This window comes from Kribbella sp. NPDC004138 (assembly GCF_053603655.1).
Window position 1 is genome coordinate 135,706 of record NZ_JBSGFZ010000020.1, and the last position, 21,694, is coordinate 157,399.

Sequence of the window (21,694 nt, forward strand, 5' to 3'; positions counted from 1 at the left end):
CCACATGCTGCAGCACCTGGCCGGCCGGGTCTGGATCTACCCGCACGACCCGGATCCGGACGCGATCCGCCCGTCCGTCGCCGTGATCGCGGACGACCGCGGCGGCGTGCTCGTCGACGCCGGCAACAGTCCCGAGCACGCCCGCGCCATCCGTACGGCGATCGAGGCGGCCGGACTGCCCGCGCCGAGGTGGCTCGTCTACACCCACCACCACTGGGACCACACCTGGGGCGCCTGCGCCTGGCCGGACGTGACTGTCATTGCACACTCCAGCGCCGTCGACCTGCTGGCAAAGGAGTCCGAGCGCCCCTGGAGCCACCGCTACCTGCACGACCAGGTCGAGGCCGACCCGAAACTCGGCCCGAGCTTCCGCGCCCGCGCCTTGGCCGTCCCCGACTGGACCGATTTCCGCATCGTCCTCCCGGACGAAACCTTCGACGACACGCTGAGGCTGCCCAACGACGTCGTACTGCGGCATGTCGGCGGCAAGCACGCGCCCGACTCCCTCATCGTCCTCGCCGATGGTGTCGCCCTCCTCGGCGACGCGTTCTACCCGCCGCCGTACCACCTGCGCACCCCCGACGACACGGTCGACTACGCGATGATCAGGCAGCTCCTGGACGAGCCGTACGACTGGTACGTCGACGCGCACTCACCGCCCCGCAGCCGGTCAGCCGCGCTCGCCGGGACCTAGCGGCGACCGGTCGCCGACGAACCACAGGTGCCCGAACGGGTCCAGGAACGACCCCTGCCGATGCGTCCCCCAGGGCACGGCGTGATCGCGCACCGGATCGAAGCTCCCGTCCGCGCCCGCCTCGACGGCACGCTGGACGAAGCCGTCCGGGTCGTCCACGAACACCTCGACCCGCACCGTGGGGGCGCCGGTCGCCGCGGGCGTGTTCCAGATGTTGTTCCCGGGCTCGCCGAGGAACAGCGGGGCGCCGCCGATACTCAGCCCGATCACGCTGCCCAGGTTCCACAGTTCGACGGCGCCGAGCGCCTGTGCGTACCAGCGTGCGGCGGCCGGGGCGTCGGATACCGCCAGCATCACCGAGATCTGCGTCGGTCTGTCCATGCCCCAGTAACGCACGGCGAAGGTCCGCCCACCGGACCTGGCGGCGGGCAGCGCGACCGGGACCCGTAGGCTGGGCGCGCGATGAAGAGTTTCGAGGAGCTGTTTGCCGAGCTGGGTGAGAAGGCGGCGACACGGCCGGAGGGTTCCGGGACCGTGGCGGCGCTGGATGCCGGCGTGCACGCGATCGGCAAGAAGCTGGTCGAGGAAGCCGCCGAGTCCTGGATGGCCGCGGAGTACGAGAGCAAGGAGCGGGCCGCGGAGGAGCTGTCCCAGCTGCTCTACCACGCCCAGGTGATGATGCACGCGCTCGGCCTGGAGCTCGACGACGTGTACCGACATCTGTAGGAGCACCTCCCGCAGATCACCGGTTCACAACCCCAGAAAGGGTCAGTCGCCATGCTGCGCGTCGCAGTACCGAACAAGGGCTCGCTGAGCGAAGCCGCCACCGAGATGCTCGTCGAGGCCGGCTACAAGCAGCGCCGGAGCACCAAGGACCTCACTCTCACCGACGCGGCCAACGAGGTCGAGTTCTACTACCTCCGCCCGCGCGACATCGCCGTGTACGTCGGCGAGGGCACGCTCGACGTCGGCATCTCCGGCCGTGACCTGGTGCTCGACTCGCACGCCGACGCGGACGTGATCATGGGCCTCGGGTTCGGCTCGTCCACCTTCCGGTTCGCCGGGCGGCCCGGGGTCGCGGACTCCGTGAAGGACCTGGCCGGCAAGCGGATCGCCACGTCGTACGCCGGGGTGCTGCAGGACCACCTGGCCGAGAACGGGGTCGACGCGTCGGTCGTGCGTCTCGACGGCGCCGTGGAGACGGCCGTCCAACTGGGCGTCGCGGACGTGATCGCGGACGTCGTGGAGACCGGGACGACGCTGCGCCAGGCCGGGCTCGAGGTGTTCGGGGAGCCGATCCTGCAGTCCGAGGGAGTGCTGATCAAGCGGCACGGCGTGGAGACCCCGCCGAACGGCCTGCAGCAGCTCGTCCGCCGGCTCGAGGGCGTCCTGATCGCGCGCAACTACGTGATGATGGACTACGACATCCGCGCCGAGGACGTGGACGCGGCCACCGCGGTCGCGCCCGGTCTGGAGTCGCCGACCGTCTCGCCGCTGCACCGCCAGGGCTGGGTCGCCGTCCGCGTCATGGTCCAGCGGGCCGAGGCGCAGCGGCTGATGGACCAGCTCTGGGAGGTCGGCGCGCGCGCGATCCTCACCACCGACATCCACGCGTGCCGGATCTGAAGCCTGCCGTCATGTCCGGGTCGACAGACAGGGTGTACGCGTTCCATCCGCGGATCGTGGCGGCGATGGCGGCCGGCATGGGGTTGTCGTTGATCGCCGTGTTCGGGGTGATCTGGTTCCGGTTGTCGCCGGAGGACCGCGCCACGTTCGACTGGTTCCAGCGGATCACCCTGCTGGCGTTCTTCGGCGCCGTGCTCTGGATCCTGTACCGGATGTCGACGCTGCGGGTGACCGCGTACCCGGACCGGCTGCGGATCCGGAACGTCTTCAAGTCCTACACGCTGACCTGGTCGGAGGTCACCGCGCTGCGCTTCCGGTCCGGGGACGCGTGGCTGCAGCTGTTCGATGCCGACGACAACCGGATCGGCATCCTCGCGGTCCAGGCCGCCGAGGGCGCGCGGGCGACCCGGGCCGCCAAGAAACTGGCGGCGGTCGCCCGCGAGCACGGCGCGGGTCCTAGACAGACACCTGGAACCTAGTCGTCTGCGATTCGCCCGGCGCGAGGACGACCAGATCCTGACCGGTGCGGAACGCGTCCGGCGGGCAGGTCATCGGCTCGACCGCGAGCGCCGTACGGCCGACCGCTTCGCCGGTGAACAGTTGCATCCAGGGCGTGTCACCCGTCAGCACGGATCGCGCGCCGCTGTCCGGGTCGGTCAGGGCAACGGACCACTCCGCATCCAGCCCGGTGAAGGCGTTGTCGATCGAGGTCTCCCCGATCAGGCGGCCACCGCCGAAGTCGTACGGCGACCCGGCGACCGGCGCAAGGCCCGTCGGGGTCATCTGGTCCGCGGACACTTCCAGGCGATCGGAGGCGGTGAACTCGAGGACACAGTCGTCGATCACGCGTCCGACGGTCAGGTACGGATGTGCTCCGTAGCCGTACGGCGCCGCACTCCTGCCGATGTTCGTGGCGACAGCGGTGACCGTGAGCCGATCGGTCAGCCGGTAGGTGAGGCGTAGGTCGAGTTGGTGGGGGTAGCCGGGCTGCCCGTGCAGGCGGTGGGTGGCAACGACGACCGCCGGGTCCGAGCCGTCGTCGGCGCGGGTCCAGTTGGCCCAGCGGGTCAGGCCGTGGATGGCGTTCTGCCGGGCGGGCTCGGTCAGGTACAGCTGCTGGTCGGCGCCGTCGAACGTGTACTGCCCGTCGGTGATCCGGTTCGGCCACGGGAAGAGGTGCTGCCCGAGCCCGGCATGCGCGGCCTCGTCCTCGTCGTACCCGAGCAGGACCGGCCGCCCGTCGTACGTCAGCTCCCGCACCCCGCCCCCGACACTCACCACGGTCGCCTCGAACCCGCCGCCGCGAAGGACCCACTGCTCACCCGATGGCAAAACGTTCATGGGTCTATCCTCACCGACCTGTCCATCGGGAGCGACCCCGTTCGTGGTGATGCTGTAGACACGCTGACAGGAGGTACGACGTGAAGTACATGCTGCTGATCAACGCCGGTGAGCTGGACCTGCAGGACGCGCCGGTGGGGTGCGAGCCGGAGGACTGGATGCGGTTCGACAAGGAGATCCAGGACGCCGGCGTGGTGGTCGCGTCCGAGTCGCTGGCCGATCTGGTCACCGCGACCCGGGTCGAGGTGGCCAACGACGGCCGGCGGACCGTGACCGACGGGCCGTTCGCGGAGACCCGGGAGGTGCTCGGCGGGTTCTACGTGATCGACGTACCGGACCTGGACGTCGCGCTCGACTGGGCCGCGAAGTGCCCGGGCGCGCGGGGCGGCGGATCCGTGATCGTCCGGCCGGTCGCCGAGTTCTGATGGAGCAGGTCGAGGCGGTCTTCCGGGAGGAGCGCGGCCGGCTGCTGGCCGCGCTCGCCCGGCGCTTCGGGGACCTCGACCTGGCCGAGGAGGTCACGTCGGAGGCGATCGAGGCGGCGCTCACCCGCTGGCCGGTCGACGGCGTCCCGCCGAACCCGGGCGGCTGGCTGATGACCACCGCCCGGCGGAAGGCGGTCGACCGGCTCCGGCGGGACCAGGTGTACGCCGCCAAACTCGCGATCCTGCAGGTCGAGGCGGACCGGTCCGCGCCGCAGGCCGCCGGGGACGACCTGCCCGACGAGCGGCTGCAACTGTTCTTCACCTGCGCGCACCCCGCGCTCGCCCCGGAGGACCGCGGCGCGCTGACCCTGCGCTGCCTGGCCGGGCTGACCACGCCGGAGGTCGCGCGGGCCTTCCTGGTCCCGACCGCGACGATGGCGAAGCGGATCGTCCGCGCGAAGAAGAAGATCCGGGAGGCGCGGATCCCGTTCCGGGTGCCCGGGCCGGACGAGCTGCCGGAGCGGCTGCCCGGTGTCCTGCAGGTGATCTACTCGGTCTTCACCGAGGGGTACGCCGCCAGCGCCGGCCCGTACCTGCAACGCCTGGACCTCGCCGAGGAAGCGATCCGCCTGGCCCGCATCGTGCACCGGCTGCTCCCCGACGCGCGCGAAGTCACCGGCCTGCTCGCCCTGATGCTGCTGATCCACGCCCGCCGCGACGCCCGCACCGGCCCGGACGGCGAGATCGTGCTGCTCGAGGACCAGGACCGCGGCCGCTGGGACCACGACATGATCGCCGAAGGCCGCGACCTGGTCGTCGCCGCCCTCACCGGCGGACCGCCCGGACCGTACGCCGTCCAGGCCGCGATCAACGCCGTGCACGACGAGGCGACCGACTTCGCCGGCACCGACTGGCCGCAGATCGTCCAGCTGTACGACGTCCTGCTGGACCTCGACCCGTCCCCGGTGGTCGCCCTGAACCGCGCCGCCGCGATCGCGCTCCGCGACGGACCCGCCGCCGGCCTCCGACTCCTCGACGAGCTCGCCGCCGAACCCCGCCTCCAGGACTACCACCCGTTCGCGCTGGCGCGGGCGGACCTCCTGCAGCGCCTCGGACAGGTGCCCGAGGCGATCACCGCCTACGAGCACGCGCTTGCGCTGGCCGGTTCCGAGCCGGAACGAGCTCAGATCCGTGACCGGCTTGCCGCGTTGCAGCAGACTGACGCCATGGAGACCGTTTACGAAGCGGCGGGTGGGGCCGACGGCATGCTGCGGCTGGCTGCGGCATGGCACGAGCGGGTGATGGCGGACGAGGTCGTCAGCCACGCCTTTCACGGCGGGGCGCGGCCGGATCACACCGAGCGGCTCGCGGCGTACTGGGGAGAGGCCCTGGGCGGACCGTCCGCCTACACCCAGTCCTACGGCAGCGAGGCATCCGTCCAGCGCCGGCACGCGGGTAACGGTGAACACGACGAGATGAACCATCGCGCGATCGACTGCTTCGACGCGGCGCTGGTCGATGCCGGCATCGACGACGAGCGGGTCCGCTCGGTGCTGCACGACTACTTCTCCTGGACCACCTTCAACACGATGTACCGGCACAACGCCGAGGACATCGACGACGGCCAGGCCGTCACGCAGTGGTCGTGGGACGGACGTCAGGACGCGGCTGAGTCGTGAGGCGGTAGCGCCACCGACGTGGCGACCAGCTCGAGCGCGGGGTCGAAGGGTGTCGACGGGTTGCCGTCGACGATGACGTGGGCGCGGGAGCGGGTGGCCTGCTCGGCGAAATGGTCACGCTCCCAGCGCATCCACTCCAGCCAGTGGTCGCGCAGGGCCTCGCCGTCGCGGTCGATGCCGCGGTCCAGCCGGACCTCGTTCGACGTCTCGACCCACAGGCGCAGCGACTGCCAGTGCGCCGCGTCCCGGTCGCAGGCGGTGACCCCTTCGACGATCAGCAGATCGACGGTGCTCGGTACGACGTGCAGCTCGGCGTACGCGCCTTGGTACCAGTCGTACCGCCGGTAGCGTCCCTCGCGGCCGTCGGCCAGCCGCTGCAGGACGTGGTCGCGGAGTAGGGCGAAGCCGCGCTCCGCTCCGGTCCAGCCGTCGTACAGGTCGTCCATGTGGATGACGTACGCGTTCAGGTCGCGCAGTTTCGCGCGCGCCTCGACGTGGGCGGCGACGGTGGTCTTTCCGGAGCCGGCCGGTCCGTCGATGCCGATCAGCCGGGTGCGGCCGAGCTGGGGTGATCCGGCCTGGACGTTGTCCAGGAGCGAGTCGATGGTCAGGGGCGTGGGGCCGTGGTCAGGGGCCTTGTCAGTTGATTCCATGGCGCTTCAGGATGTCCTCGATCTCGTCGAACTCCGACGATTCCTGCTGCTTCGCCTTCCCCTTTGACGGCTTGGCAGCTTTGGCGGTCGCGGCTGACGCTGGCGTGGGGCCTGTGGACGTCAACTCTCCCGCGGGCGAGGCGGGCTTCTTCTCTGCCTTCTTCTGGTTCCCACCGCGGCCGCGGGCTACACCGGACACGACGTACAGCACGACCGAGACGCCGAACAGCGCGACACCGGCCCAGACGGTCGGCGAGAAGATCAGGTGCGTGACCCAGCTCACGGAGGAGCGGACCACGTCCCAGACCAGCTCCAGCAGCCCGGTCAGGTACAGCGAGACCGGCAGCAGGGACCAGGCCACGCCGCGCGTGCCGGCCGCGACCCCGCGGCGCCGCCACGCGGCCCACGAGCCGATCAGACCGAGCAGCGTGAGCCCTACGCAGAACGGCAGCAGCGTCAAATCGTTGAAGTCAGGCACATACCCAGGCTCGCACAGTTGGACCGCGATCCAAGAGGGGAACAGCCCTGACGGACCCCTGAAACCGCGGTCCGGGGACAATGAACCCGTGCAACCACCACAGCGGAGACTGGCGTTCACCGGGTTCGACAACGACGACGGGTCGGCGGACCCGGCGCTGGCGACCGCGCTCGCCACCGGCGACGGGGGAGCGGTGCTCGCGGCGCTCACCAAGGCACGGCTGCTGGTGCCGGTCGTCGCGATGCTCGGCGAGGTGGAGTACGACGAGAACGGGCTGGCGCACGACAAGACGTCGGACATGGCTGTCGCGCTGCTCCAGGGCCAGGACGGGCGGAACGCGCTGCTCGCGTTCACGGGCACCGATAGCCTGGCGCGCTGGAGCCCGGAGGCGCGCCCGATGCCGGCCCAGGCGCAACTGGTCGCCACGGCGGCGATCCAGGAAGGCGCGGCCGCGATCGTGCTGGACATCGCCGGCCCGGCCGCGGGCGTCATCGAGACCGACGACGTACGCCGCTTGGCCGCCGGCTTCCAGGTGGTGCGGTTGGAGGACGGTGGCTACGCGTGGATCGAATCAGCCGACGGGTGAGCTGAGCGCGTCCATCGGCTTGGGGCGCATGGCGATCCGCCCGGCGACGGCGGTGGTCGGCGGCACCAGGATCGCCGGCGTACGAGGCAGGCTGACGAACGGCAAGCTCGTGACCGGTCGGCTCAGTCCTGCGTTACTGGCGCCCTAGCCGGCCGGATCCAGGAGTTCGACGTATCCGTCGGTTCCGTGCACGCGGATCCGCTGCCCGTCCTCGATGAGCCGGGTGGCGTCGGCCACCCCGACGACGGCGGGCAGGCCGTACTCCCGTGCGATCACCGCGCCGTGAGTCATCAAGCCGCCGGCCTCGGTCACCAGCCCGGTGATCGCGACGAACAGCGGCGACCAGCTGGGGTCGGTGTGGGACGTGACCAGGATGTCGCCGGCCTCGAGGTTGGCCTTCGAGATGTCGAGGATGACGCGAGCCCTGCCTTCGACGGTCCCGGCCGAGACCGGCAGTCCGACCAGCGCACCGTCCGGCAGGTCGTCACGGCGGTACGCGCCCTGGATTGCCTCGCCGTCCGAGGTGAGTACGCGGGGCGGCGTGAGCAGCTGATCGGTTCGGAACGACTCCTTGCGTTCCTGGAGGAGTCGGCGGTCCAGCTCGTTGGTGCGCGCGAGCTCGTGGAACTCCTCGAACGTCAGATAGAAGGCGTCCTCCCGCTCGGGGAGTACCTCAGCCCCGACGAGGCGGTCGGCCTCCTCGAGCAGCGCGCGCTTGTAAACGAAGTACCGGCTGATGATGTTGTACTTCGGGTACTCGCGGTATCCGATGAAGACGCGGACCCGCTCGATCATCCGCTCGGTCTCGTCGGCCTTCTCGTCCCCGTCCGGCAGAGCGCGGAGGCGGTCCAGCAGCTCTTCCTTCTCCTGCTGTGCCTTCTGCAGTCCTTGCTCGAAGCGTCGCCGGGCGGCGCCGGGCTCGAAGAGCTTGATGTTGTCGAGGATCAGCGGTACGAGAGTCGTGGGGCGCTCGCTCCATCGCGGCCTCGTGATGTCGATCTCTCCCGAGCGGCGCATGCCGTAGCGATCGAGGTACGACTCGATGGCATCGCGCGCTGTGGTCCCGCCGGTGTACTTCGGCAGCTCGGCCAGATAGCCCTCGTCCTCGACCCCTTGCAGGAACTCGACCAGCTCGGGGTACGGGCGGATCACGTCGGCGACGTCGAGCAGCGCCAGTCCCATCTCCGAGGTGACGTTGTTCGGGGCGGACAAGGTCAGGATGTCAGCCGCGTTCTTCTCGCCCAGCCAGTCGAGCAAGTGGTCGTTGAGCCACCAGGTGGCTTCCATCCCGGCCAGGATCGCCTGGACACTCAACGGGTCGGTGAGGATCCGCTTGTGCTCCTGGAAAGCCCCGAGGAGGACATCGAACAGCGCGGGGCCGCTCAGGTCCGCGAGGTTTTGCCGCAGCTGGGCGAGGGAGGTCTGGCTGCGTTCGATGAGGCCTGTGACGATGGCCGGATCGGTCTCGATCGGCGCGCGGCCAGGGGCCGGCGTACGTCGTCTCTCGTCGGGGCGGGTCGGGATGAAGTCTCCGCGGTCGAGCAGGGTCTGCAGCGCATCTCTGATCAGCGGATCGCCTCGACCTATCAGGTCCAGGAAGGCGGCACGGCCTGACGGCGAGGTCAGACGCGCGGTGGCGTCGACGAACAACCGTCCTCCGGCAACCTTCATCGGCGCCATGGCCGTCAGCTGCCAGACAGAGATGCCCATGGGTTTCATGGCGTCGGTCATCATCTGCTGGTGACCGACGGACAGGTAGACGTGGTTGTCCTGGTCACCGCTCTCGGGAACGGGGAACAGGGTGGTGATCGGCCGGCTCTGGACGATCTGGAAGTCGTCGTCGACCAGGCACCACTCGATGTCCTGCGGCCGGCCGAAGTGCTCCCCGATCTGCCGCCCGAGCTCGACCAGCCGCAGGACCTGAGCGTCGGTGAGCGCGGGCACTTCCTGTTGCCCCGGTGCGATCGTCAGGGTCTCTGTCCCGCCGGTCGGTAGGGCACGAATGGCGAGTTGTTTGGCGGCGATGGACCTGGCGATGATCTGACCGTCACGCACCTTGAAGACATCCGGGTTCATCAGGCCGGAGACCAAGGCTTCGCCGAGGCCGAAGCCGGCGTCCACGGCGGCGACCTTCCGGTTGCCGGTGACCGGATCGGCCGTGAACAGGATGCCGGCGGCTTCTGCCAGGACCATCTGCTGCACGACCACGGCCAGCTGGACCTTCCGGTGGTCGAAGCCGTTCCGCATCCGGTACGTCACGGCCCGCTCGGTGAACAGCGATGCCCAGCATTTGCTGACGTGCTGGAGGATCGCCTCCGGGCCGACGACGTTGAGGTAGGTGTCCTGCTGGCCCGCGAAGGAGGCTGTCGGCAGATCCTCTGCTGTCGCGCTGGACCGTACGGCGTAGGCGGCATGCTCGCCGAGCCGCTTGACCGCGTCGACGATCGGCGCGGCGAGATCCTCGGGAATGGCGGCCTGCTCGAGTGAACGACGGATCTCCGCGCTGACGGCTGAGATCGCTTCGCGGTCGTCCGGGGCCAGGCGGGACAGCTGATCGAGGTGGTCGTCGATCGACGGTGGCGCTGCCATGATTCGCCGGAACGCGTTCGTCGTGACGCAGAAGCCCGCCGGGACACGCACGCCTTCGATCTGGGACAACTGAGCCAGGTTCGCGCCTTTGCCGCCGACGGCCGGGAGCTGGAGCCCGTCAGCCTCTTCGAAGTCCACTACGTAGAGTTCGCTCATTTCCTTGCCCCCGGTCGCAGCGTGTCTTGAAGGAAGGCGAGTTCGCGGTGGAGCAGGGATTCGATCGTCTGCTCGTTGCCGGGGCGGTGGCCCTCGCCGGGAAGCAGGACCAGTTCGTGCGGTCTGCCGAGGGCGTTGAAGGCGCCGGAGAGGCGGAGTGAGTGCGCGGCCCACACGTTGGTGTCGGCGAGGCCGTGAATCATCATCAACGGTCGACGCAGCCTGTCTGCGTAGGGGAGCAGCGAGGTACGCCGGTAGGCGTCCGGGTTTTTGGCCGGATGACCCAGGAACCGCTCCTTCCAATAGGCGTCGTACCAGCGCTGGTCGGCGACGGCCGCGCCGCCGATCGCGGCGTGGAAGATGTCGGGGCGGTGCAACAGCGCGCCGATCGCGAGGTATCCGCCGTAGCTCCACCCGCGGATCGCGACCCGATCGAGGTCGAGATCGCCGGCCTGCGAGGCAATCGCCTGCAGCGCGTCGACCTGGTCCTCGATCACCGGCGCGAGGATGTCGCCCACAGTCGCTCGATCGAAGGCCGGCCCACGTCCCGGCGTACCGCGGCCGTCGGTCGACAGCACGATGAAGCCGTGCTCGGCGAACCACTGCGAGATCACGTGCATCGGGGCCAGGTGCTTCTGCGCCAGTTGCACGCCCGGACCGGAGTACGGCGTGAGGAGCACCGGCAGCTTGAACGATCCAGGCTCGTGCCACGAGGGCCGGAAGACCGCGGTCCGCAGGTCCCGTGATCCGGTGCGGGCGAAGGAGACCCGAACAGCGACGACCGGGTCTTCCTCGGCGGACTCGAGCTGCTGCCCGTTGACCGTGACGGTGTGTCCGGTCAGGGTTCGCGAGTCGATCACTGTGGTGCCGTCGACGACGAGTCCGGTGTGAACGCCAGGCTCGGGCGTGAGGCGTCGTACCTCGCCGTCCCAGACGTAGAGGTGGGTCTCGGTCGGGTCGGTCTGGCCTGTGAAGGCGACCATGTCGCCGCTGACGCTGCGCAGCTCGGCAACCTGCAGGCCCGGCGGAGAGACGGCCTCCTCGCCGACCACCAAACGGTAGGTGTCGCAGGTCTGGTCTCGCTCGATCCAGACCAACCGGCCGTCCGCCAACTGCTCAGGCGTCCGTGCCGGGACGCCGACGAAGTCTGGATCGGTCACCTCGCGGACGAGGGACGTCTCACCGGAGTCGGGATCGACGGCAAGGATCCGCACACACCGTTGATCCCTTGTCTGGACAATGATCAGCGGCTGCTCGTGCGACCACAGGACGCGGACGAGGTACTCGAACCGGTCTCGGTCCCACTGCACCTCGAGCCGGTCCCCGTCCAGCGTGACGACGTACAGCCGTACGTCGGCGGTCGGGGTCCCGGTGGCCGGGTAGGTCATCGCCGTCGGCGGGACCGTCGGGTCATCCAGGACCGCGAGATAGCGCGTCTCGACCTCGCCGTCGTCGACGCGGGCCGCCAGCAACCGGTCCCCGTCCGGCGACCACCACAGACCGTCGGTGCGTCCCATCGACCCCGCGGTGACGGGCTCCGGCAGGCCCCAGGTGACATCCGCGCCGTCCGCGCCGGCGAGCAGTCGCTCGTCCCGGCCGTCCGCGCTGATCAGCCACAAGGCGCGATCCCGCGCAAAGGCCACGTTATGCCCGCCGGGATCCATCTTCGCGGCCCGCACGCCGTCGACCGGGAGCCGATCGATGCACTCGGCAACGATATCCGCGACGAACAGCTCCCTCCGCAGGACCACCGCCACCCTCGGGCCGCGGCTCGCGTCGTACGACGAAGCCGGCCCGACGTGGCGCTCGCGTCCGCCTGCGACGTCGTACGCCCACAGCGAGCCTTCGCGGAGGAAGGTGACGTAGCGGCCGCCGTCCACGACGGTATGGTTGCTCTGGGCTCCTTTCCGGAACCGATCGGTCCGCGCTGCCTGGCCTGGTAGATCCGCAACTGTCAAAATTCTCGTCCTCTGTTTTTGGTGACTTGCGCTCTCGAGATTCTCGTGGTAAGTTACTTGCGTGCCGTGTGGGCTCTTCCGGCACTTTGTTTCGACATGCTAAAGCTGATGCCTTCTGGTGTCCAGCCATTTGCCTGCGATCTGACCGCAGGTCACGGCGCGTTCGACTGACGCGCATCCTTCGCGTGTGTTCCCGTTTACGCTTCCGACATTGGAGAAACGCTCATGAAACCTGTACGTATCGGTGCTCAGGTCGCTCCGCAGAAGGCAGCGGCGTACGCCGATATCCGGCATGCCGCGGCCGCGGTCGAGGACCTCGGCGCGGACATCCTCTTCACCTGGGACCACTTCTTCCCGCTGGGCAAGTCCGCCGAGGGCACGCACTTCGAAGGCTGGACTATCCTCGCCGCGTGGGCCGAGCAGACGTCCCGCATCGGCCTCGGCGTCCTCGTCAGCTGCAACAGCTATCGCAATCCCGATCTGCTGGCCGACATGGCCAGGACGGTTGACCACATCAGCGGCGGCCGGGTCGTGCTCGGCATCGGCGCCGGGTTCAAGGAGCGCGAATTCCTCGAGTACGGCTACGAGTTTCCTTCGGCCGGCCGTCGGGTCGCCGATCTCGATGCGGCACTGCCGCGCATCGAGAAGCGGCTCGCCGCGCTGAACCCGCTGCCGATGGGTCCGATGCCGATCCTCGTCGCCGGCGGCGGCGAACAGAAGATGCTCCGGATCGTCGCCCGGCACGCCGACATCTGGAACACCTTCGCCGAGGGCGACGACCTGATCCGCAAGATCGGGCTGCTCGAGCAGTACTGCGCGGAGATCGGCCGCGACCCGTCCGCGATCGAGATCTCCGTCCACGTCGGCGGCGACCCGTGGGAGACCGGTCCCGCGTTACGCCAGCTCGGCGTCAGCCTCTTCACCATCAGCACCAGCGGCCCCGACTACGACCTCGACACCATCCACCGCTGGATCACCTGGCGCAACGAACAGAACGTCTGACTCCGCTCGTGGGTCTGCGAATGATTTCGGCGTTAGCCGAGTGGCGCCGGGGACTCGGCGTGGGGGATGAGGAGGTGTGGGTGGCCCGGCTCGTCGGCGAATGTGATCGGGGTCCGACCGGCCAGCGCGCGAGTGCGGAAGGACGACGTTCTGCCGGACCGTCAGCGCGGGCATCCATCACCGCGGTGAACGAGCCGGCCTCGAAGTCGTGGTCACACCGGCGAGGGCGTCGACCACCCCCGGGCCGGCGCTGTAGACCTTCCGGAGATCGGTGAGCCGTACGGACGCGTTCACCGGCTGACCTGTACGTCGGACTTGCGGTGGTAGGACTCGTTCGTCCACCAGAGGATCGCGACGACCGCGCCGAGGCCGAGGTCGGACCACAACCACCACGGTCCGTCGAAGTGGCCGAACATCGCCAGCGCCACCCAGACCACGAACTGGACCACGCAGGCGACCAGCCAGACGCCGGTGAACGCGCGCAGCGCCGTGGTGAGACCGCGGGGCGGGGCGGCCTCGGCGACGTCGGCGAGGATTGGCCGAAGTTCGCCGCGGGTCCGGGCGGTGAGCAGTCGCGCCCGCCGGTCGTCCGCCTGTGACGGGGCCAATGTGGCGTGCCGGACGGCGCTGTCGAGCTTGGCGGATGCGGCGCGACGGTCGGCGTCGGTCAGCTGGACCTGGTCGGGCAGCAACAGGGGGGCGAGGATCGTGTTCATGAGTGGTGGTCCTTTCAGCGAGGTTCCGATGTGAAAAGCGTAGGGATTGAACAGTTTCGGATCCCGGTGCCCAGGACCCGTCTTCGAGGTGGACCTAGCTCCCCTGTTCGCCGCGGTCCGGCGTACGTCAGGATGGGAGACATGACCGAGGACCACGCGGACCTGCCGCCGGGGCTGGCCCTGTCCTGGGGCGTGCTGCCGGTGCAGCGGCGCGGGCCGAAGCCGGCGCTGTCGATCGAGCAGATCGTGGCCACCGGCATCGAGTTCGGCGACCGGTACGGGTTCGAGGCGGTCTCGCTGCAGCGGATCGCGGCGCACCTCGGCGTCACCACGAACGCGATGTACCGCTACGTGCGGTCCAAGGAAGAGCTGATAGTGCTCGTCCACGACAAGGCGGTCGGCCTACCGCCCGAGCTGCCGTCCGGCTGGCGCGCCGCCGCGATCGCGTGGGTGGACGCGCAGGTCAAGCTGTACGCCGAGCGCCCGTGGCTGCTCGACGTACCGATCCGGGGCGCGCCCGTCACGCCGAACCTGCTGCGCTGGGTCGAGGCGATGCTCGCGGCCCTCGCCGAAACCGGGCTCAGCCAGCACGACAACCTCGGCTGCCTGGTGCTGCTGGACGGCTGGTCGCGGAACTACGCGACCCTGGCCCGTCAGCTCGGTGCGAGTGACACCACTCCGGTCCAGGCCGAGCAGGTCGGCAAGTTCCTGGTGCCGCGGCTGATCGAGGGCGGCTACCCGACGCTGACGTCGCTGTACCTCAACCACGAGTACGAGGACGAGCTCGACGACGACCTGGAGTTCGGGCTGGCCCGCATCCTCGACGGCATCGAGGTACTGATCGCCAAGCCGTCCTAGGTGTGTGTCATCTCGACAGGACGTGTCGCAACCAGTCGGCCGGTCTCACGCTCAGCCGGCGGGCGTCGGTGCCGCAGCGCGCCGAGACGTCCTGTCGACCTGGCACACGATCAAGGCAGCGCGATCCGTACCGGCCCCTCGGTGCGGGCCTCGACCCAGCGGAGGTGGAACTCGCTGCCGGGGGCAACTTCCGCGCGGCGGGCGGGCTCCGTGCGGAGGTTGATCGGCGCGGTCAGCGTGGTGGCGGGTGGTTGCGCCGGTACGCCGTCCGCGCGCACCGTCGCGATCAGGTCGGCGAGCGCGGCGGCGGCCGGCTTGCGCCGGTGGTCGACGGTGAACAGGCCGAGGTCGTACTCGCGGTCCGGGAAGTCGAGCAGGCGGCGGTCGATGTCGTGCGAGGACCACCACGTCACGCCGTACAGCGCCGGGTTGCCCAGGACTGTCTCGACGGTCCGCCGGGTGAACTCGGCCTGCAGTTCGACGGGGATGTCAGGCCCGGGCACGCCGATCTCCTGCAGCCAGACCGGGCGCTCCGGCGCCAGGGACTTCGCGAGCTCGATCAGGTAGTCCGCGTGCGTGAGGGTGGCCGGGCCGAGGGGACCGTCCACTCGTGAGACCCCGTTGAAAACCCACGAGTGGACAGTGGTCAGATCCCCGACATCCACCGCGTCGACCGGGTGGAACGGATGGTCGCCCTTGTACCAGGCGTCGTCGAAGACCGAGTGCAGCGCGAGGACGCCGGGCGCGGCCTTCTTCAGCGTGGCCAGCAGGTCCTGCGCCCAGGCGGTCGAGGCCTCCGGCGTGGTCGGGCTGTCCGGCCAGAGGTTGTTGACTTCGTTGCCGAGCGTGATCGCGAAGACGTTCGGCTTCGCGGCGACTGCCCGGGCCACGACGTCGACGTACGCCGTGAGGCCGTCGCGGACCGTGCTGTCCTCGAACAGGCTGCTCTTGTGCCAGGTCAGCACCCACGACGGGAGGAAGTCGAAGCTGGACAGGTGCCCCTGGATCAGGTCGACCGCGACGCTCAGCCCGTGTTCGGCGGCCGCGTCGATGGTGTCCAGCAGGTCGGCGATCGCGCGCTCGCGGATGATCGCCCGGTTCGGCTGGATCCACGGCCAGACCGGGAACACCCGGACGTGGTCCAGGCCGAGCCCGGCCAGGTCCGCGAAGTCCCGGCGGACCGCGTCGCCGTCGTAGTCCAGCCAGCTGTAGAACCATCCCGCCGAGGGCACGTAGTTCGCACCGAACCTGGGCACGACGGTCTCCGAAGCCATGCGGAGGATGCTAAATCGGTTTAGGCCGGCAGGCAACATCAGGCCGGGGGAGCGGTCGACTCGCGGACGGTCAGGACCGGGTCGGCGGAGCGGCGGTTGATCACCGTGCCGGGGTCGGCGATGGTCTGCAGCAGCACCTCGGCGGCCTGGCGGCCGAAGTCGAAGGTATCGCGGGACAGCGCCGTCAGCGCCGGGTGCATGAGCTGGGTGAGGATCGAGTCGTCGAACGCGACGATCGACAGGTCGCCCGGGACTGACACGCCCATCTCCATCGCGACGCCGAGCCCGGCCACCGCCATCACGTCGCTGTCGTAGACGATCGCGGTCGGCCGGTCCGGCTGGGAGAGCAGCTTGCGGGTGATCGCGGCGCCCTCCGCGTCGCTGAAGTCCGTGGTCAGCGAGGGCGCGTCCAGCAGCCCGAGCCGGGGCGCGGCGTCGCGGACGGCCCGGATCCGGCGCTGGGTGTGCTGGAAGTTCGGCGTACCGGCCACGTGGGCGATCCGGCGATGACCGAGCGCGGCCAGATACTCCACGATCGAGAGCATCGCGTCCCGGTCGTCGGCCCAGACCGAGGCCAGCGCGCCCTTGCCGCCGCGGCCGCCGATCACCACGGCCGGCAGTTCGAGCGCCTTCAGCGCCTCGACCCGCGGATCCTTCACGGTCAGGTCGACCAGGATCACGCCGTCGACCCGGTGCTCCGACGTCCAGCGCCGGTACACCTCGATCTCGGCCGCGGTGTCCTCGACGATCAGCAGTTGCAGCGAGATCGACTCCGCGGACAGCCCCGACTGGACGCCGGACAGCAGGTGCGCGAAGAACGGCTCGACGCCGAGCGTCCGGGCCGGCCGCGCGATCACCATGCCGACCGAGTCGACCCGCGACGCACCGAGCGCGCGCGCCGCGCTGTGCGGCCGCCAGCTCATCTGCTCGGCGATCTTCAGGATCCGCTCCCGGGTCGCGTCGCTGACACCCGGCCGCCCGTTCAGCGCGAACGACACCGCGCCCTTGGACACCCCGGCCCTGGTCGCGATGTCCGCGATCGTCGGTCTCGCCATGCCTGGCACCTCCTCCACCCTTGACAGCGGATTCTACGATGTGGATAGTTCGGGAGCTATACCGGTTTATCAAATCCAGGAGATCCCATGCGTAGACGCCGTTCGGCGCTCGTGGCCAGTCTTGCCGCCGCCGCTCTCACCCTCGCCGGATGCGGCCTCGGTTCCGAGGATTCCGGCGGCAGCGGCGGCGCCAAGCCGACCGTCGACGCGAACGCCCAGGTGACCGGTGAGGTCAGCTTCCAGACCTGGGCGCTCAAGCCCAAGTTCACGTCGTACGTCGAAGGCGTGATCAAGGCGTTCGAGGCGAAGTACCCGGGCACGCACGTCACCTGGCTGGACCAGCCCGGCGACGGTTACGACAAGAAGGTGCTGAGCCAGGCGTCGGCCGGCCAGCTCCCGGACGTCACGAACCTGCCGCCCGACTTCGCGCTGAGTCTCGCCAAGCAGAACATGCTGCTCGACGTGGCCGCCGCGGACCCGAAGCTGAGCGAGGAGTACGTCGAGGGCGGCGTGCAGGCGTACCAGTACCAGGGCATGGACGGCACCTTCGGCTACCCGTGGTACCTGAACACCGACATCGACTACTGGAACGCGACCAAGTTCGCCGCGGCCGGTCTGGACGCGAAGAACCCGCCGAAGACCTTCGACGAGCTGCTCGCCGCCGCGAAGACGATGCACGACAAGACCGGCGGCAAGGAATACCTGATGAGCCGGCTGCCCGGCATCGGTGACTTCACCAACGCCGGCGTCAAGATCCTGTCCGACGACGGCAAGAAGTTCGTCTTCAACACCCCCGAGGCCGCCGCGCTGCTGGACAAGTACCGCGACGCCTACAAGGCCGGGTACATGCCGCGCGACATCCTGACCAACGAGTACCTGGGCAACTCCAAGCTCTTCACCCAGGGCAAGGTCGCCTGGACCACCGGTGGCGGCAACGCGATCCAGGACTTCAACAAGGACAACCCCTCGCTGAAGGGCAAGGTCGTCCCGTCTCCGGCGCTGGACACCCCGCCGCTGTACGTACAGGGTCTGTCGGTCTCGTCCAAGACCAAGAACCAGGCCGCGGCGATCGCGCTCGCCCGGTTCGTCACCAACGCCGAGAACCAGGCCGCGTTCGCGAAGATCGTGAACATCTTCCCGTCCACCAAGGCATCCGCGTCCGACCCGTACTTCTCGAAGTCCGACGGCACGCCGGAGAGTGACGCGAAGGTGCTCGCGTTCGAGTCGCTGGCCAAGGCCAAGGTGCTGCAGCCGCCGGTGATCAGCGGCGCGACCAACGACTTCATCGGGCAGCAGATCTCGCTGGCGATCTCCGGCAAGATCTCCTCGCAGGCAGCCCTCGACGCCGCGGTGGCCAAGGCCAACCAGCTGCTGACCCAGTGATGCGTTCCAACCGTTGGTTCACCCCGTGGGTGCTGGTGATCCCAGCACTCACGTGGTTGCTGGTCTTCAACCTCTGGCCGTCGATCAACACCGTCATCCTGTCGTTCACCAACGCCAAGCCGCTGGGTGGCGGGACCTTCGTCGGCCTGAAGAACTTCGAGACCTTGCTGCACGACGAGCAGCTGCGGTGGGCGCTGCTGAACAGCGTGATCTACATGGTGGTCTGCCTACCGTTCCTGACCGTCCTGCCGCTGCTGCTCGCCGTGCTGGTGGAGAAGAAGCTGCCCGGGATGACGTTCTTCCGGACGGCGTTCTACACCCCGGTGGTGGCGTCGGCGGTCGTGGTGGCGCTGATCTGGCAGTGGATCCTGGACGACCGCGGCCTGGTCAACGGGCTGGCCGAGAAGCTCGGGGTCATCTCCGGGCCGCTGCCGTTCCTGTCCGACCAGTGGCTGTTGCTGCTGAGCGCGATCAGCCTGACGATCTGGAAGGGGCTCGGGTACTACATGATCATCTACCTGGCCGCTCTCGGGAACGTCGGGCGTGAGCTGCACGAGGCGGCCGCGGTCGACGGCGCCGGGCCGCTGCGGCGGTTCCTGCATGTGACGATCCCGGGCGTCCGCGGGACGATGATCCTGATCTCGATCCTGATCTCGGTGTCCGCGCTGCGGGTGTTCTCGGAGCTGTTCATCCTGAGCGGCGGCAAGGGCGGACCGGGCGGCCGGGACAACTCGGTGGTGATGCTGATCCAGCAGTACAGCCAGGGCTTCGAGGGCAATCTCGGGTACGCGTCCGCGTTGTCGATCGTGCTGTTCTTCGTGACGGTCGTCCCGATGCTGGTGCTGGCCCGTCTCAACCGCCGGGGAGCTGAAGCATGAGCGTTGTCACCGATCCGGCCCGGCCGGCCGTCGCCCCGGAGGCGCCGGAGCCCGTCCGGCGCAAGGGATCGTTCGGGTTCAACTCGGTCTCGCCGCGGGAGAAGGTCGCGCGGTACGTCCTGCTGGTGTTCGTGCTGCTGATCACGATCGGGCCGTTCCTCTGGCAGCTGTCGACGTCGCTGAAGGGATCCGGGGAGGACATCTACACCCGGATCCCGCGGCTGCTGCCGGCGCAACCGACGTTCGACCACTACAAGGCGGTCACCGACACGATCCCGGTCTGGGACTACGCGCGGAACTCGCTCGTGGTCGCGTTCCTGGTGGTCGGCGGCAACATCGTCGGCGCGTCGCTGGCCGGGTTCGCGATCTCCCGGCTGCAGTTCCGCGGCCGCAAGATCGTCCTCGGCCTGTTCCTCGCGACGCTGGTCCTGCCGGGTGAGGTCACGATCATTTCGCAGTACGTGACGGTCCGGGAGTTCGGGCTGGCGAACACGTTGTTCGGTGTCGCGTTGCCGGGCATGATCGGCGCCCTCAACGTGCTGCTGATGTACAACGCGTTCCGGGCGCTGCCGCTCGAGGTCGACCAGGCGGCGATCGTGGACGGCGCGAACGCGTGGCAGCGGTTCGTGTACATCGGCCTGCCGTCGGTGCGCGGGACGATCAGCGTGATCGCGATCTTCGCGTTCATCGGCGCCTGGGACGACTTCCTCTGGCCGCTGATCGTGCTGACCGATCCGGACAAGTACACGCTGACCGTCGGCCTGCAGTACCTGTCCGGCACGTTCAGCAACAACCCCCGGCTGATCGCGGCCGGCACGATGATCGCGTTCATCCCGATCGTGATCGTCTTCGCCACCCTGCAGCGCTTCTTCTTCAAGGGCGTCGAGGAAGGCGCGGTCAAGGGCTGACGCGACCCGGCTCCGGCCCCGCGGTGGCCGGAGCCCGGTCGCGTGCTGCCGGACTACTTCACCAGCACGATCGAGTTGATCGGCGTGAAGTCGTACGACGCGTACTCACCGGTGTAGCGCTGCACCGGGTAGCAGTTCGTGCCGTTGTAGCCCTTGCAGATCTGGAAGCCGGCGCCGCCGGTCTGACTGTTGATCAGGACCTTGTAGCCGGTCACGTTCTGCAGGTTGTGCGCGCCGTAGCTGTACCAGATGTTCTTGCTCAGGATGCTGCCGTTCGGCTCCCGCAGACACACTGCGCCCGACGGGCAGGTCGCCGTCGTGCCCATGGTCGCCGCGGCCCCTGCCGACGCCGTCGACGCCGCGTTGGCCGTCGGCGCCAGCGCCATCCCGGTACCGATCACAGCGGCGGCGATTCCAGCAGCAGTCATAGCAATCTTGCGCATCTCTGTCCCTCCCGAGTGGTGACCTCCGGTCGGAGGTCTCACTGTCGAAGGTAGGGGCGATGACCCTGTGCAGGCAGGGTGTTCGATCCAGTTTCGGGCTGGGCCGAAAAGGGTTGATCAGTGCAGCCGCGGTTCGGCGAAGTCGAGCCAGCGGGTGGTGTCTGCGGGTGTGTGGTGGCGGATCGACCAGTCCACCAGGCGGAGCGTCATGTGGGCCCAGTAGAGGCGCAGTACGGCGGGGTCGAGCCTGGTCTCCAGGAGGTCGTCGAACCACGCCAGGTCCGCGCCGGGCAGCCGGACGTGCGCGTCGAACCGCAACGTGACCAGGGCGAACCGGCGATCGCCGCGACCGATCCCGTCCCAGTCGACGATCCCGGTGATCCGGCCGGCGTCGGTCAGGACGTTGCCGGTGTGGAAGTCGAGGTGTACGAGGTCGTCGCCCGCCATGCCGCCCGGCTCGGCGCGGCCGATCTCCTGCAGGCGGTCCAGGAGTTTCCGCGTGCGGTCGTCGTACACCTGGAGCGACTCGTGCAGGCAGAAGCCCGGGCCGCTCTCGAACAGGTACAGCGACGGGACGGGCAGGCTGCCGCCCCGGCCGGCGAACTGGTCGGTCAGCGCGATCATCGACTCCAGCAGCGCCCGGTCGACCGTCTGCGGCGCCTGCCCTGGCAGGCGTTCCTGCACGACACCGACGCTGCCGGGAAGTTCGGCCAGCAAGTCGTACCGCGGGACGGGCAGGCCCTCCTGCCGCGCCGCGTCGAGTACCTCCGCCGTACGCCGGAGGTCGGCCGCCGAGCCGAATCCGCGGGTGAGGACGCCGTCCCGCCCGTCCGGCCACCGCACGAACGCGGCCCCGACCTCGCCCGCTGCTGCCTGCCCCAGGAACTCCAGTCCGGCGTCGGTGGCGTCGTTGACCTCCCGCAGCAGCTGCTGTGCGTCGAGCTTCGCCACCGGAGCGGGTACGCCGTCAGGACTCACGACACCCGACAGTA

23 protein-coding genes are annotated in these 21,694 nt (G+C 69.2%); 12 read left to right on the top strand and 11 right to left on the bottom strand.

Going from position 1 to position 21,694, the window contains the following annotated elements; all coding sequences use genetic code 11:
- Positions 1-4 precede the first annotated feature (4 nt).
- Entirely contained in the window at positions 5-694 is a 690-nt protein-coding gene (locus ACWEOO_RS27145) for an MBL fold metallo-hydrolase (RefSeq protein ID WP_452145425.1), read from the top strand.
- Here ACWEOO_RS27145 and ACWEOO_RS27150 read toward each other — a convergent pair.
- Positions 671-1,075 carry a VOC family protein gene (locus ACWEOO_RS27150; protein WP_452145426.1) on the bottom strand — a complete coding sequence of 135 codons (405 nt, stop codon included), beginning with the start codon at positions 1,073-1,075 and terminating at the stop codon, positions 671-673. The genes ACWEOO_RS27145 and ACWEOO_RS27150 overlap by 24 nt on opposite strands.
- A gap of 81 nt (positions 1,076-1,156) precedes the next feature.
- Between ACWEOO_RS27150 and ACWEOO_RS27155 the strand changes: the two genes are divergently transcribed.
- Genes ACWEOO_RS27155 through ACWEOO_RS27165 form a run of 3 tightly spaced genes read left to right on the top strand, consistent with a single transcriptional unit; the run spans position 1,157 to position 2,799 of the window.
- Entirely contained in the window at positions 1,157-1,420 is a 264-nt protein-coding gene (locus tag ACWEOO_RS27155) for a phosphoribosyl-ATP diphosphatase (protein ID WP_355475986.1), read from the top strand.
- A 51-nt stretch (positions 1,421-1,471) separates the two neighbouring features.
- Positions 1,472-2,320, top strand: coding sequence for an ATP phosphoribosyltransferase (hisG, locus tag ACWEOO_RS27160; protein ID WP_452145427.1), 849 nt, complete (start codon positions 1,472-1,474; stop codon positions 2,318-2,320).
- 11 nt (positions 2,321-2,331) lie between these two features.
- Positions 2,332-2,799 (top strand): PH domain-containing protein, encoded by a 468-nt coding sequence (locus tag ACWEOO_RS27165; RefSeq protein ID WP_452145428.1) that lies wholly within the window; start codon positions 2,332-2,334, stop codon positions 2,797-2,799.
- Here the strand turns inward: ACWEOO_RS27165 and ACWEOO_RS27170 are convergent.
- A complete protein-coding gene (locus tag ACWEOO_RS27170; RefSeq protein WP_452145429.1) occupies positions 2,777-3,661 on the bottom strand; it encodes an aldose 1-epimerase family protein in 885 nt (294 codons plus the stop codon). The genes ACWEOO_RS27165 and ACWEOO_RS27170 overlap by 23 nt on opposite strands.
- A gap of 89 nt (positions 3,662-3,750) precedes the next feature.
- On the opposite strand from ACWEOO_RS27170, the gene ACWEOO_RS27175 reads away from it, so the two are divergent.
- Positions 3,751-4,086 (top strand): YciI family protein, encoded by a 336-nt coding sequence (locus ACWEOO_RS27175; protein WP_452145469.1) that lies wholly within the window; start codon positions 3,751-3,753, stop codon positions 4,084-4,086.
- Positions 4,086-5,765, top strand: coding sequence for a DUF6596 domain-containing protein (locus ACWEOO_RS27180; RefSeq protein WP_452145430.1), 1,680 nt, complete (start codon positions 4,086-4,088; stop codon positions 5,763-5,765). The genes ACWEOO_RS27175 and ACWEOO_RS27180 overlap by 1 nt, the downstream gene beginning before the upstream one ends.
- On the opposite strand, the gene ACWEOO_RS27185 is transcribed toward ACWEOO_RS27180, so the two are convergent.
- On the bottom strand, positions 5,744-6,418 hold the full coding sequence (locus tag ACWEOO_RS27185) for a uridine kinase family protein (protein ID WP_452145431.1): 675 nt from the start codon (positions 6,416-6,418) through the stop codon (positions 5,744-5,746). The genes ACWEOO_RS27180 and ACWEOO_RS27185 overlap by 22 nt on opposite strands.
- Positions 6,405-6,896 (bottom strand): hypothetical protein, encoded by a 492-nt coding sequence (locus ACWEOO_RS27190; RefSeq protein WP_452145432.1) that lies wholly within the window; start codon positions 6,894-6,896, stop codon positions 6,405-6,407. The genes ACWEOO_RS27185 and ACWEOO_RS27190 overlap by 14 nt, the downstream gene beginning before the upstream one ends.
- A gap of 88 nt (positions 6,897-6,984) precedes the next feature.
- On the opposite strand from ACWEOO_RS27190, the gene ACWEOO_RS27195 reads away from it, so the two are divergent.
- Entirely contained in the window at positions 6,985-7,482 is a 498-nt protein-coding gene (locus tag ACWEOO_RS27195) for an SseB family protein (protein ID WP_452145433.1), read from the top strand.
- Positions 7,483-7,626: 144 nt separating this feature from the next.
- On the opposite strand, the gene rph is transcribed toward ACWEOO_RS27195, so the two are convergent.
- Together rph and ACWEOO_RS27205 are read right to left on the bottom strand one after the other, a co-directional pair.
- Positions 7,627-10,227 (bottom strand): rifamycin-inactivating phosphotransferase, encoded by a 2,601-nt coding sequence (rph, locus tag ACWEOO_RS27200; RefSeq protein ID WP_452145434.1) that lies wholly within the window; start codon positions 10,225-10,227, stop codon positions 7,627-7,629.
- A complete protein-coding gene (locus ACWEOO_RS27205; protein WP_452145435.1) occupies positions 10,224-12,107 on the bottom strand; it encodes a prolyl oligopeptidase family serine peptidase in 1,884 nt (627 codons plus the stop codon). The genes rph and ACWEOO_RS27205 overlap by 4 nt, the downstream gene beginning before the upstream one ends.
- Positions 12,108-12,410: 303 nt before the next feature.
- Here ACWEOO_RS27205 and ACWEOO_RS27210 point away from each other — a divergent pair, with 303 nt between their 5' ends.
- Positions 12,411-13,187, top strand: coding sequence for an LLM class F420-dependent oxidoreductase (locus ACWEOO_RS27210; RefSeq protein WP_452145436.1), 777 nt, complete (start codon positions 12,411-12,413; stop codon positions 13,185-13,187).
- A 290-nt stretch (positions 13,188-13,477) separates the two neighbouring features.
- On the opposite strand, the gene ACWEOO_RS27215 is transcribed toward ACWEOO_RS27210, so the two are convergent.
- Positions 13,478-13,903 (bottom strand): DUF1707 SHOCT-like domain-containing protein, encoded by a 426-nt coding sequence (locus ACWEOO_RS27215; RefSeq protein ID WP_452145437.1) that lies wholly within the window; start codon positions 13,901-13,903, stop codon positions 13,478-13,480.
- A 141-nt stretch (positions 13,904-14,044) separates the two neighbouring features.
- Between ACWEOO_RS27215 and ACWEOO_RS27220 the strand changes: the two genes are divergently transcribed.
- Positions 14,045-14,761, top strand: a complete 717-nt coding sequence (locus ACWEOO_RS27220; RefSeq protein ID WP_452145438.1) for a TetR/AcrR family transcriptional regulator — start codon at positions 14,045-14,047, stop codon at positions 14,759-14,761.
- 110 nt (positions 14,762-14,871) lie between these two features.
- On the opposite strand, the gene ACWEOO_RS27225 is transcribed toward ACWEOO_RS27220, so the two are convergent.
- Together ACWEOO_RS27225 and ACWEOO_RS27230 are read right to left on the bottom strand one after the other, a co-directional pair.
- Complete coding sequence (locus ACWEOO_RS27225; protein ID WP_452145439.1) at positions 14,872-16,035, bottom strand: glycoside hydrolase 5 family protein; 1,164 nt, start codon at positions 16,033-16,035, stop codon at positions 14,872-14,874.
- Positions 16,036-16,073: 38 nt separating this feature from the next.
- On the bottom strand, positions 16,074-17,090 hold the full coding sequence (locus tag ACWEOO_RS27230; RefSeq protein WP_452145440.1) for a LacI family DNA-binding transcriptional regulator: 1,017 nt from the start codon (positions 17,088-17,090) through the stop codon (positions 16,074-16,076).
- An 87-nt stretch (positions 17,091-17,177) separates the two neighbouring features.
- Here ACWEOO_RS27230 and ACWEOO_RS27235 point away from each other — a divergent pair, with 87 nt between their 5' ends.
- The 3 genes from ACWEOO_RS27235 to ACWEOO_RS27245 are packed head-to-tail and all read left to right on the top strand — an operon-like array spanning position 17,178 to position 20,259.
- The gene (locus ACWEOO_RS27235) at positions 17,178-18,473 is read left to right on the top strand and encodes an ABC transporter substrate-binding protein (RefSeq protein ID WP_355699022.1); all 1,296 of its coding nucleotides are present in this window, start codon (positions 17,178-17,180) and stop codon (positions 18,471-18,473) included.
- Positions 18,473-19,351: a carbohydrate ABC transporter permease gene (locus ACWEOO_RS27240; protein WP_359941491.1), complete on the top strand. Its 879-nt coding sequence runs from the start codon at positions 18,473-18,475 to the stop codon at positions 19,349-19,351. Before ACWEOO_RS27235 ends, ACWEOO_RS27240 begins: the two co-directional genes overlap by 1 nt.
- Entirely contained in the window at positions 19,348-20,259 is a 912-nt protein-coding gene (locus ACWEOO_RS27245; RefSeq protein ID WP_452145441.1) for a carbohydrate ABC transporter permease, read from the top strand. The genes ACWEOO_RS27240 and ACWEOO_RS27245 overlap by 4 nt, the downstream gene beginning before the upstream one ends.
- Before the next feature lie 53 nt (positions 20,260-20,312).
- On the opposite strand, the gene ACWEOO_RS27250 is transcribed toward ACWEOO_RS27245, so the two are convergent.
- Both ACWEOO_RS27250 and ACWEOO_RS27255 read right to left on the bottom strand, forming a co-directional pair.
- Entirely contained in the window at positions 20,313-20,702 is a 390-nt protein-coding gene (locus tag ACWEOO_RS27250) for a hypothetical protein (RefSeq protein ID WP_359941485.1), read from the bottom strand.
- Positions 20,703-20,819: 117 nt separating this feature from the next.
- On the bottom strand, positions 20,820-21,680 hold the full coding sequence (locus tag ACWEOO_RS27255; protein ID WP_452145442.1) for a phosphotransferase: 861 nt from the start codon (positions 21,678-21,680) through the stop codon (positions 20,820-20,822).
- Positions 21,681-21,694: the final 14 nt, after the last annotated feature.

What these genes read in the sequence shown, in the direction of transcription:
- rph (WP_452145434.1), bottom strand. Translation starts at nt 10,227, where the DNA reads ATGAGCGAACTCTACGTAGTGGACTTCGAAGAGGCTGACGGGCTCCAG.
- ACWEOO_RS27220 (WP_452145438.1), top strand. Translation starts at nt 14,045, where the DNA reads ATGACCGAGGACCACGCGGACCTGCCGCCGGGGCTGGCCCTGTCCTGG.
- ACWEOO_RS27215 (WP_452145437.1), bottom strand. Translation starts at nt 13,903, where the DNA reads ATGAACACGATCCTCGCCCCCCTGTTGCTGCCCGACCAGGTCCAGCTG.
- ACWEOO_RS27145 (WP_452145425.1), top strand. Translation starts at nt 5, where the DNA reads ATGCTGCAGCACCTGGCCGGCCGGGTCTGGATCTACCCGCACGACCCG.
- ACWEOO_RS27250 (WP_359941485.1), bottom strand. Translation starts at nt 20,702, where the DNA reads ATGCGCAAGATTGCTATGACTGCTGCTGGAATCGCCGCCGCTGTGATC.
- ACWEOO_RS27170 (WP_452145429.1), bottom strand. Translation starts at nt 3,661, where the DNA reads ATGAACGTTTTGCCATCGGGTGAGCAGTGGGTCCTTCGCGGCGGCGGG.
- ACWEOO_RS27155 (WP_355475986.1), top strand. Translation starts at nt 1,157, where the DNA reads ATGAAGAGTTTCGAGGAGCTGTTTGCCGAGCTGGGTGAGAAGGCGGCG.
- ACWEOO_RS27175 (WP_452145469.1), top strand. Translation starts at nt 3,751, where the DNA reads ATGCTGCTGATCAACGCCGGTGAGCTGGACCTGCAGGACGCGCCGGTG.
- ACWEOO_RS27245 (WP_452145441.1), top strand. Translation starts at nt 19,348, where the DNA reads ATGAGCGTTGTCACCGATCCGGCCCGGCCGGCCGTCGCCCCGGAGGCG.
- ACWEOO_RS27235 (WP_355699022.1), top strand. Translation starts at nt 17,178, where the DNA reads ATGCGTAGACGCCGTTCGGCGCTCGTGGCCAGTCTTGCCGCCGCCGCT.
- ACWEOO_RS27150 (WP_452145426.1), bottom strand. Translation starts at nt 1,075, where the DNA reads ATGGACAGACCGACGCAGATCTCGGTGATGCTGGCGGTATCCGACGCC.
- ACWEOO_RS27210 (WP_452145436.1), top strand. Translation starts at nt 12,411, where the DNA reads ATGAAACCTGTACGTATCGGTGCTCAGGTCGCTCCGCAGAAGGCAGCG.
- ACWEOO_RS27225 (WP_452145439.1), bottom strand. Translation starts at nt 16,035, where the DNA reads ATGGCTTCGGAGACCGTCGTGCCCAGGTTCGGTGCGAACTACGTGCCC.
- ACWEOO_RS27180 (WP_452145430.1), top strand. Translation starts at nt 4,086, where the DNA reads ATGGAGCAGGTCGAGGCGGTCTTCCGGGAGGAGCGCGGCCGGCTGCTG.
- hisG (WP_452145427.1), top strand. Translation starts at nt 1,472, where the DNA reads ATGCTGCGCGTCGCAGTACCGAACAAGGGCTCGCTGAGCGAAGCCGCC.
- ACWEOO_RS27230 (WP_452145440.1), bottom strand. Translation starts at nt 17,090, where the DNA reads ATGGCGAGACCGACGATCGCGGACATCGCGACCAGGGCCGGGGTGTCC.
- ACWEOO_RS27185 (WP_452145431.1), bottom strand. Translation starts at nt 6,418, where the DNA reads ATGGAATCAACTGACAAGGCCCCTGACCACGGCCCCACGCCCCTGACC.
- ACWEOO_RS27240 (WP_359941491.1), top strand. Translation starts at nt 18,473, where the DNA reads ATGCGTTCCAACCGTTGGTTCACCCCGTGGGTGCTGGTGATCCCAGCA.
- ACWEOO_RS27165 (WP_452145428.1), top strand. Translation starts at nt 2,332, where the DNA reads ATGTCCGGGTCGACAGACAGGGTGTACGCGTTCCATCCGCGGATCGTG.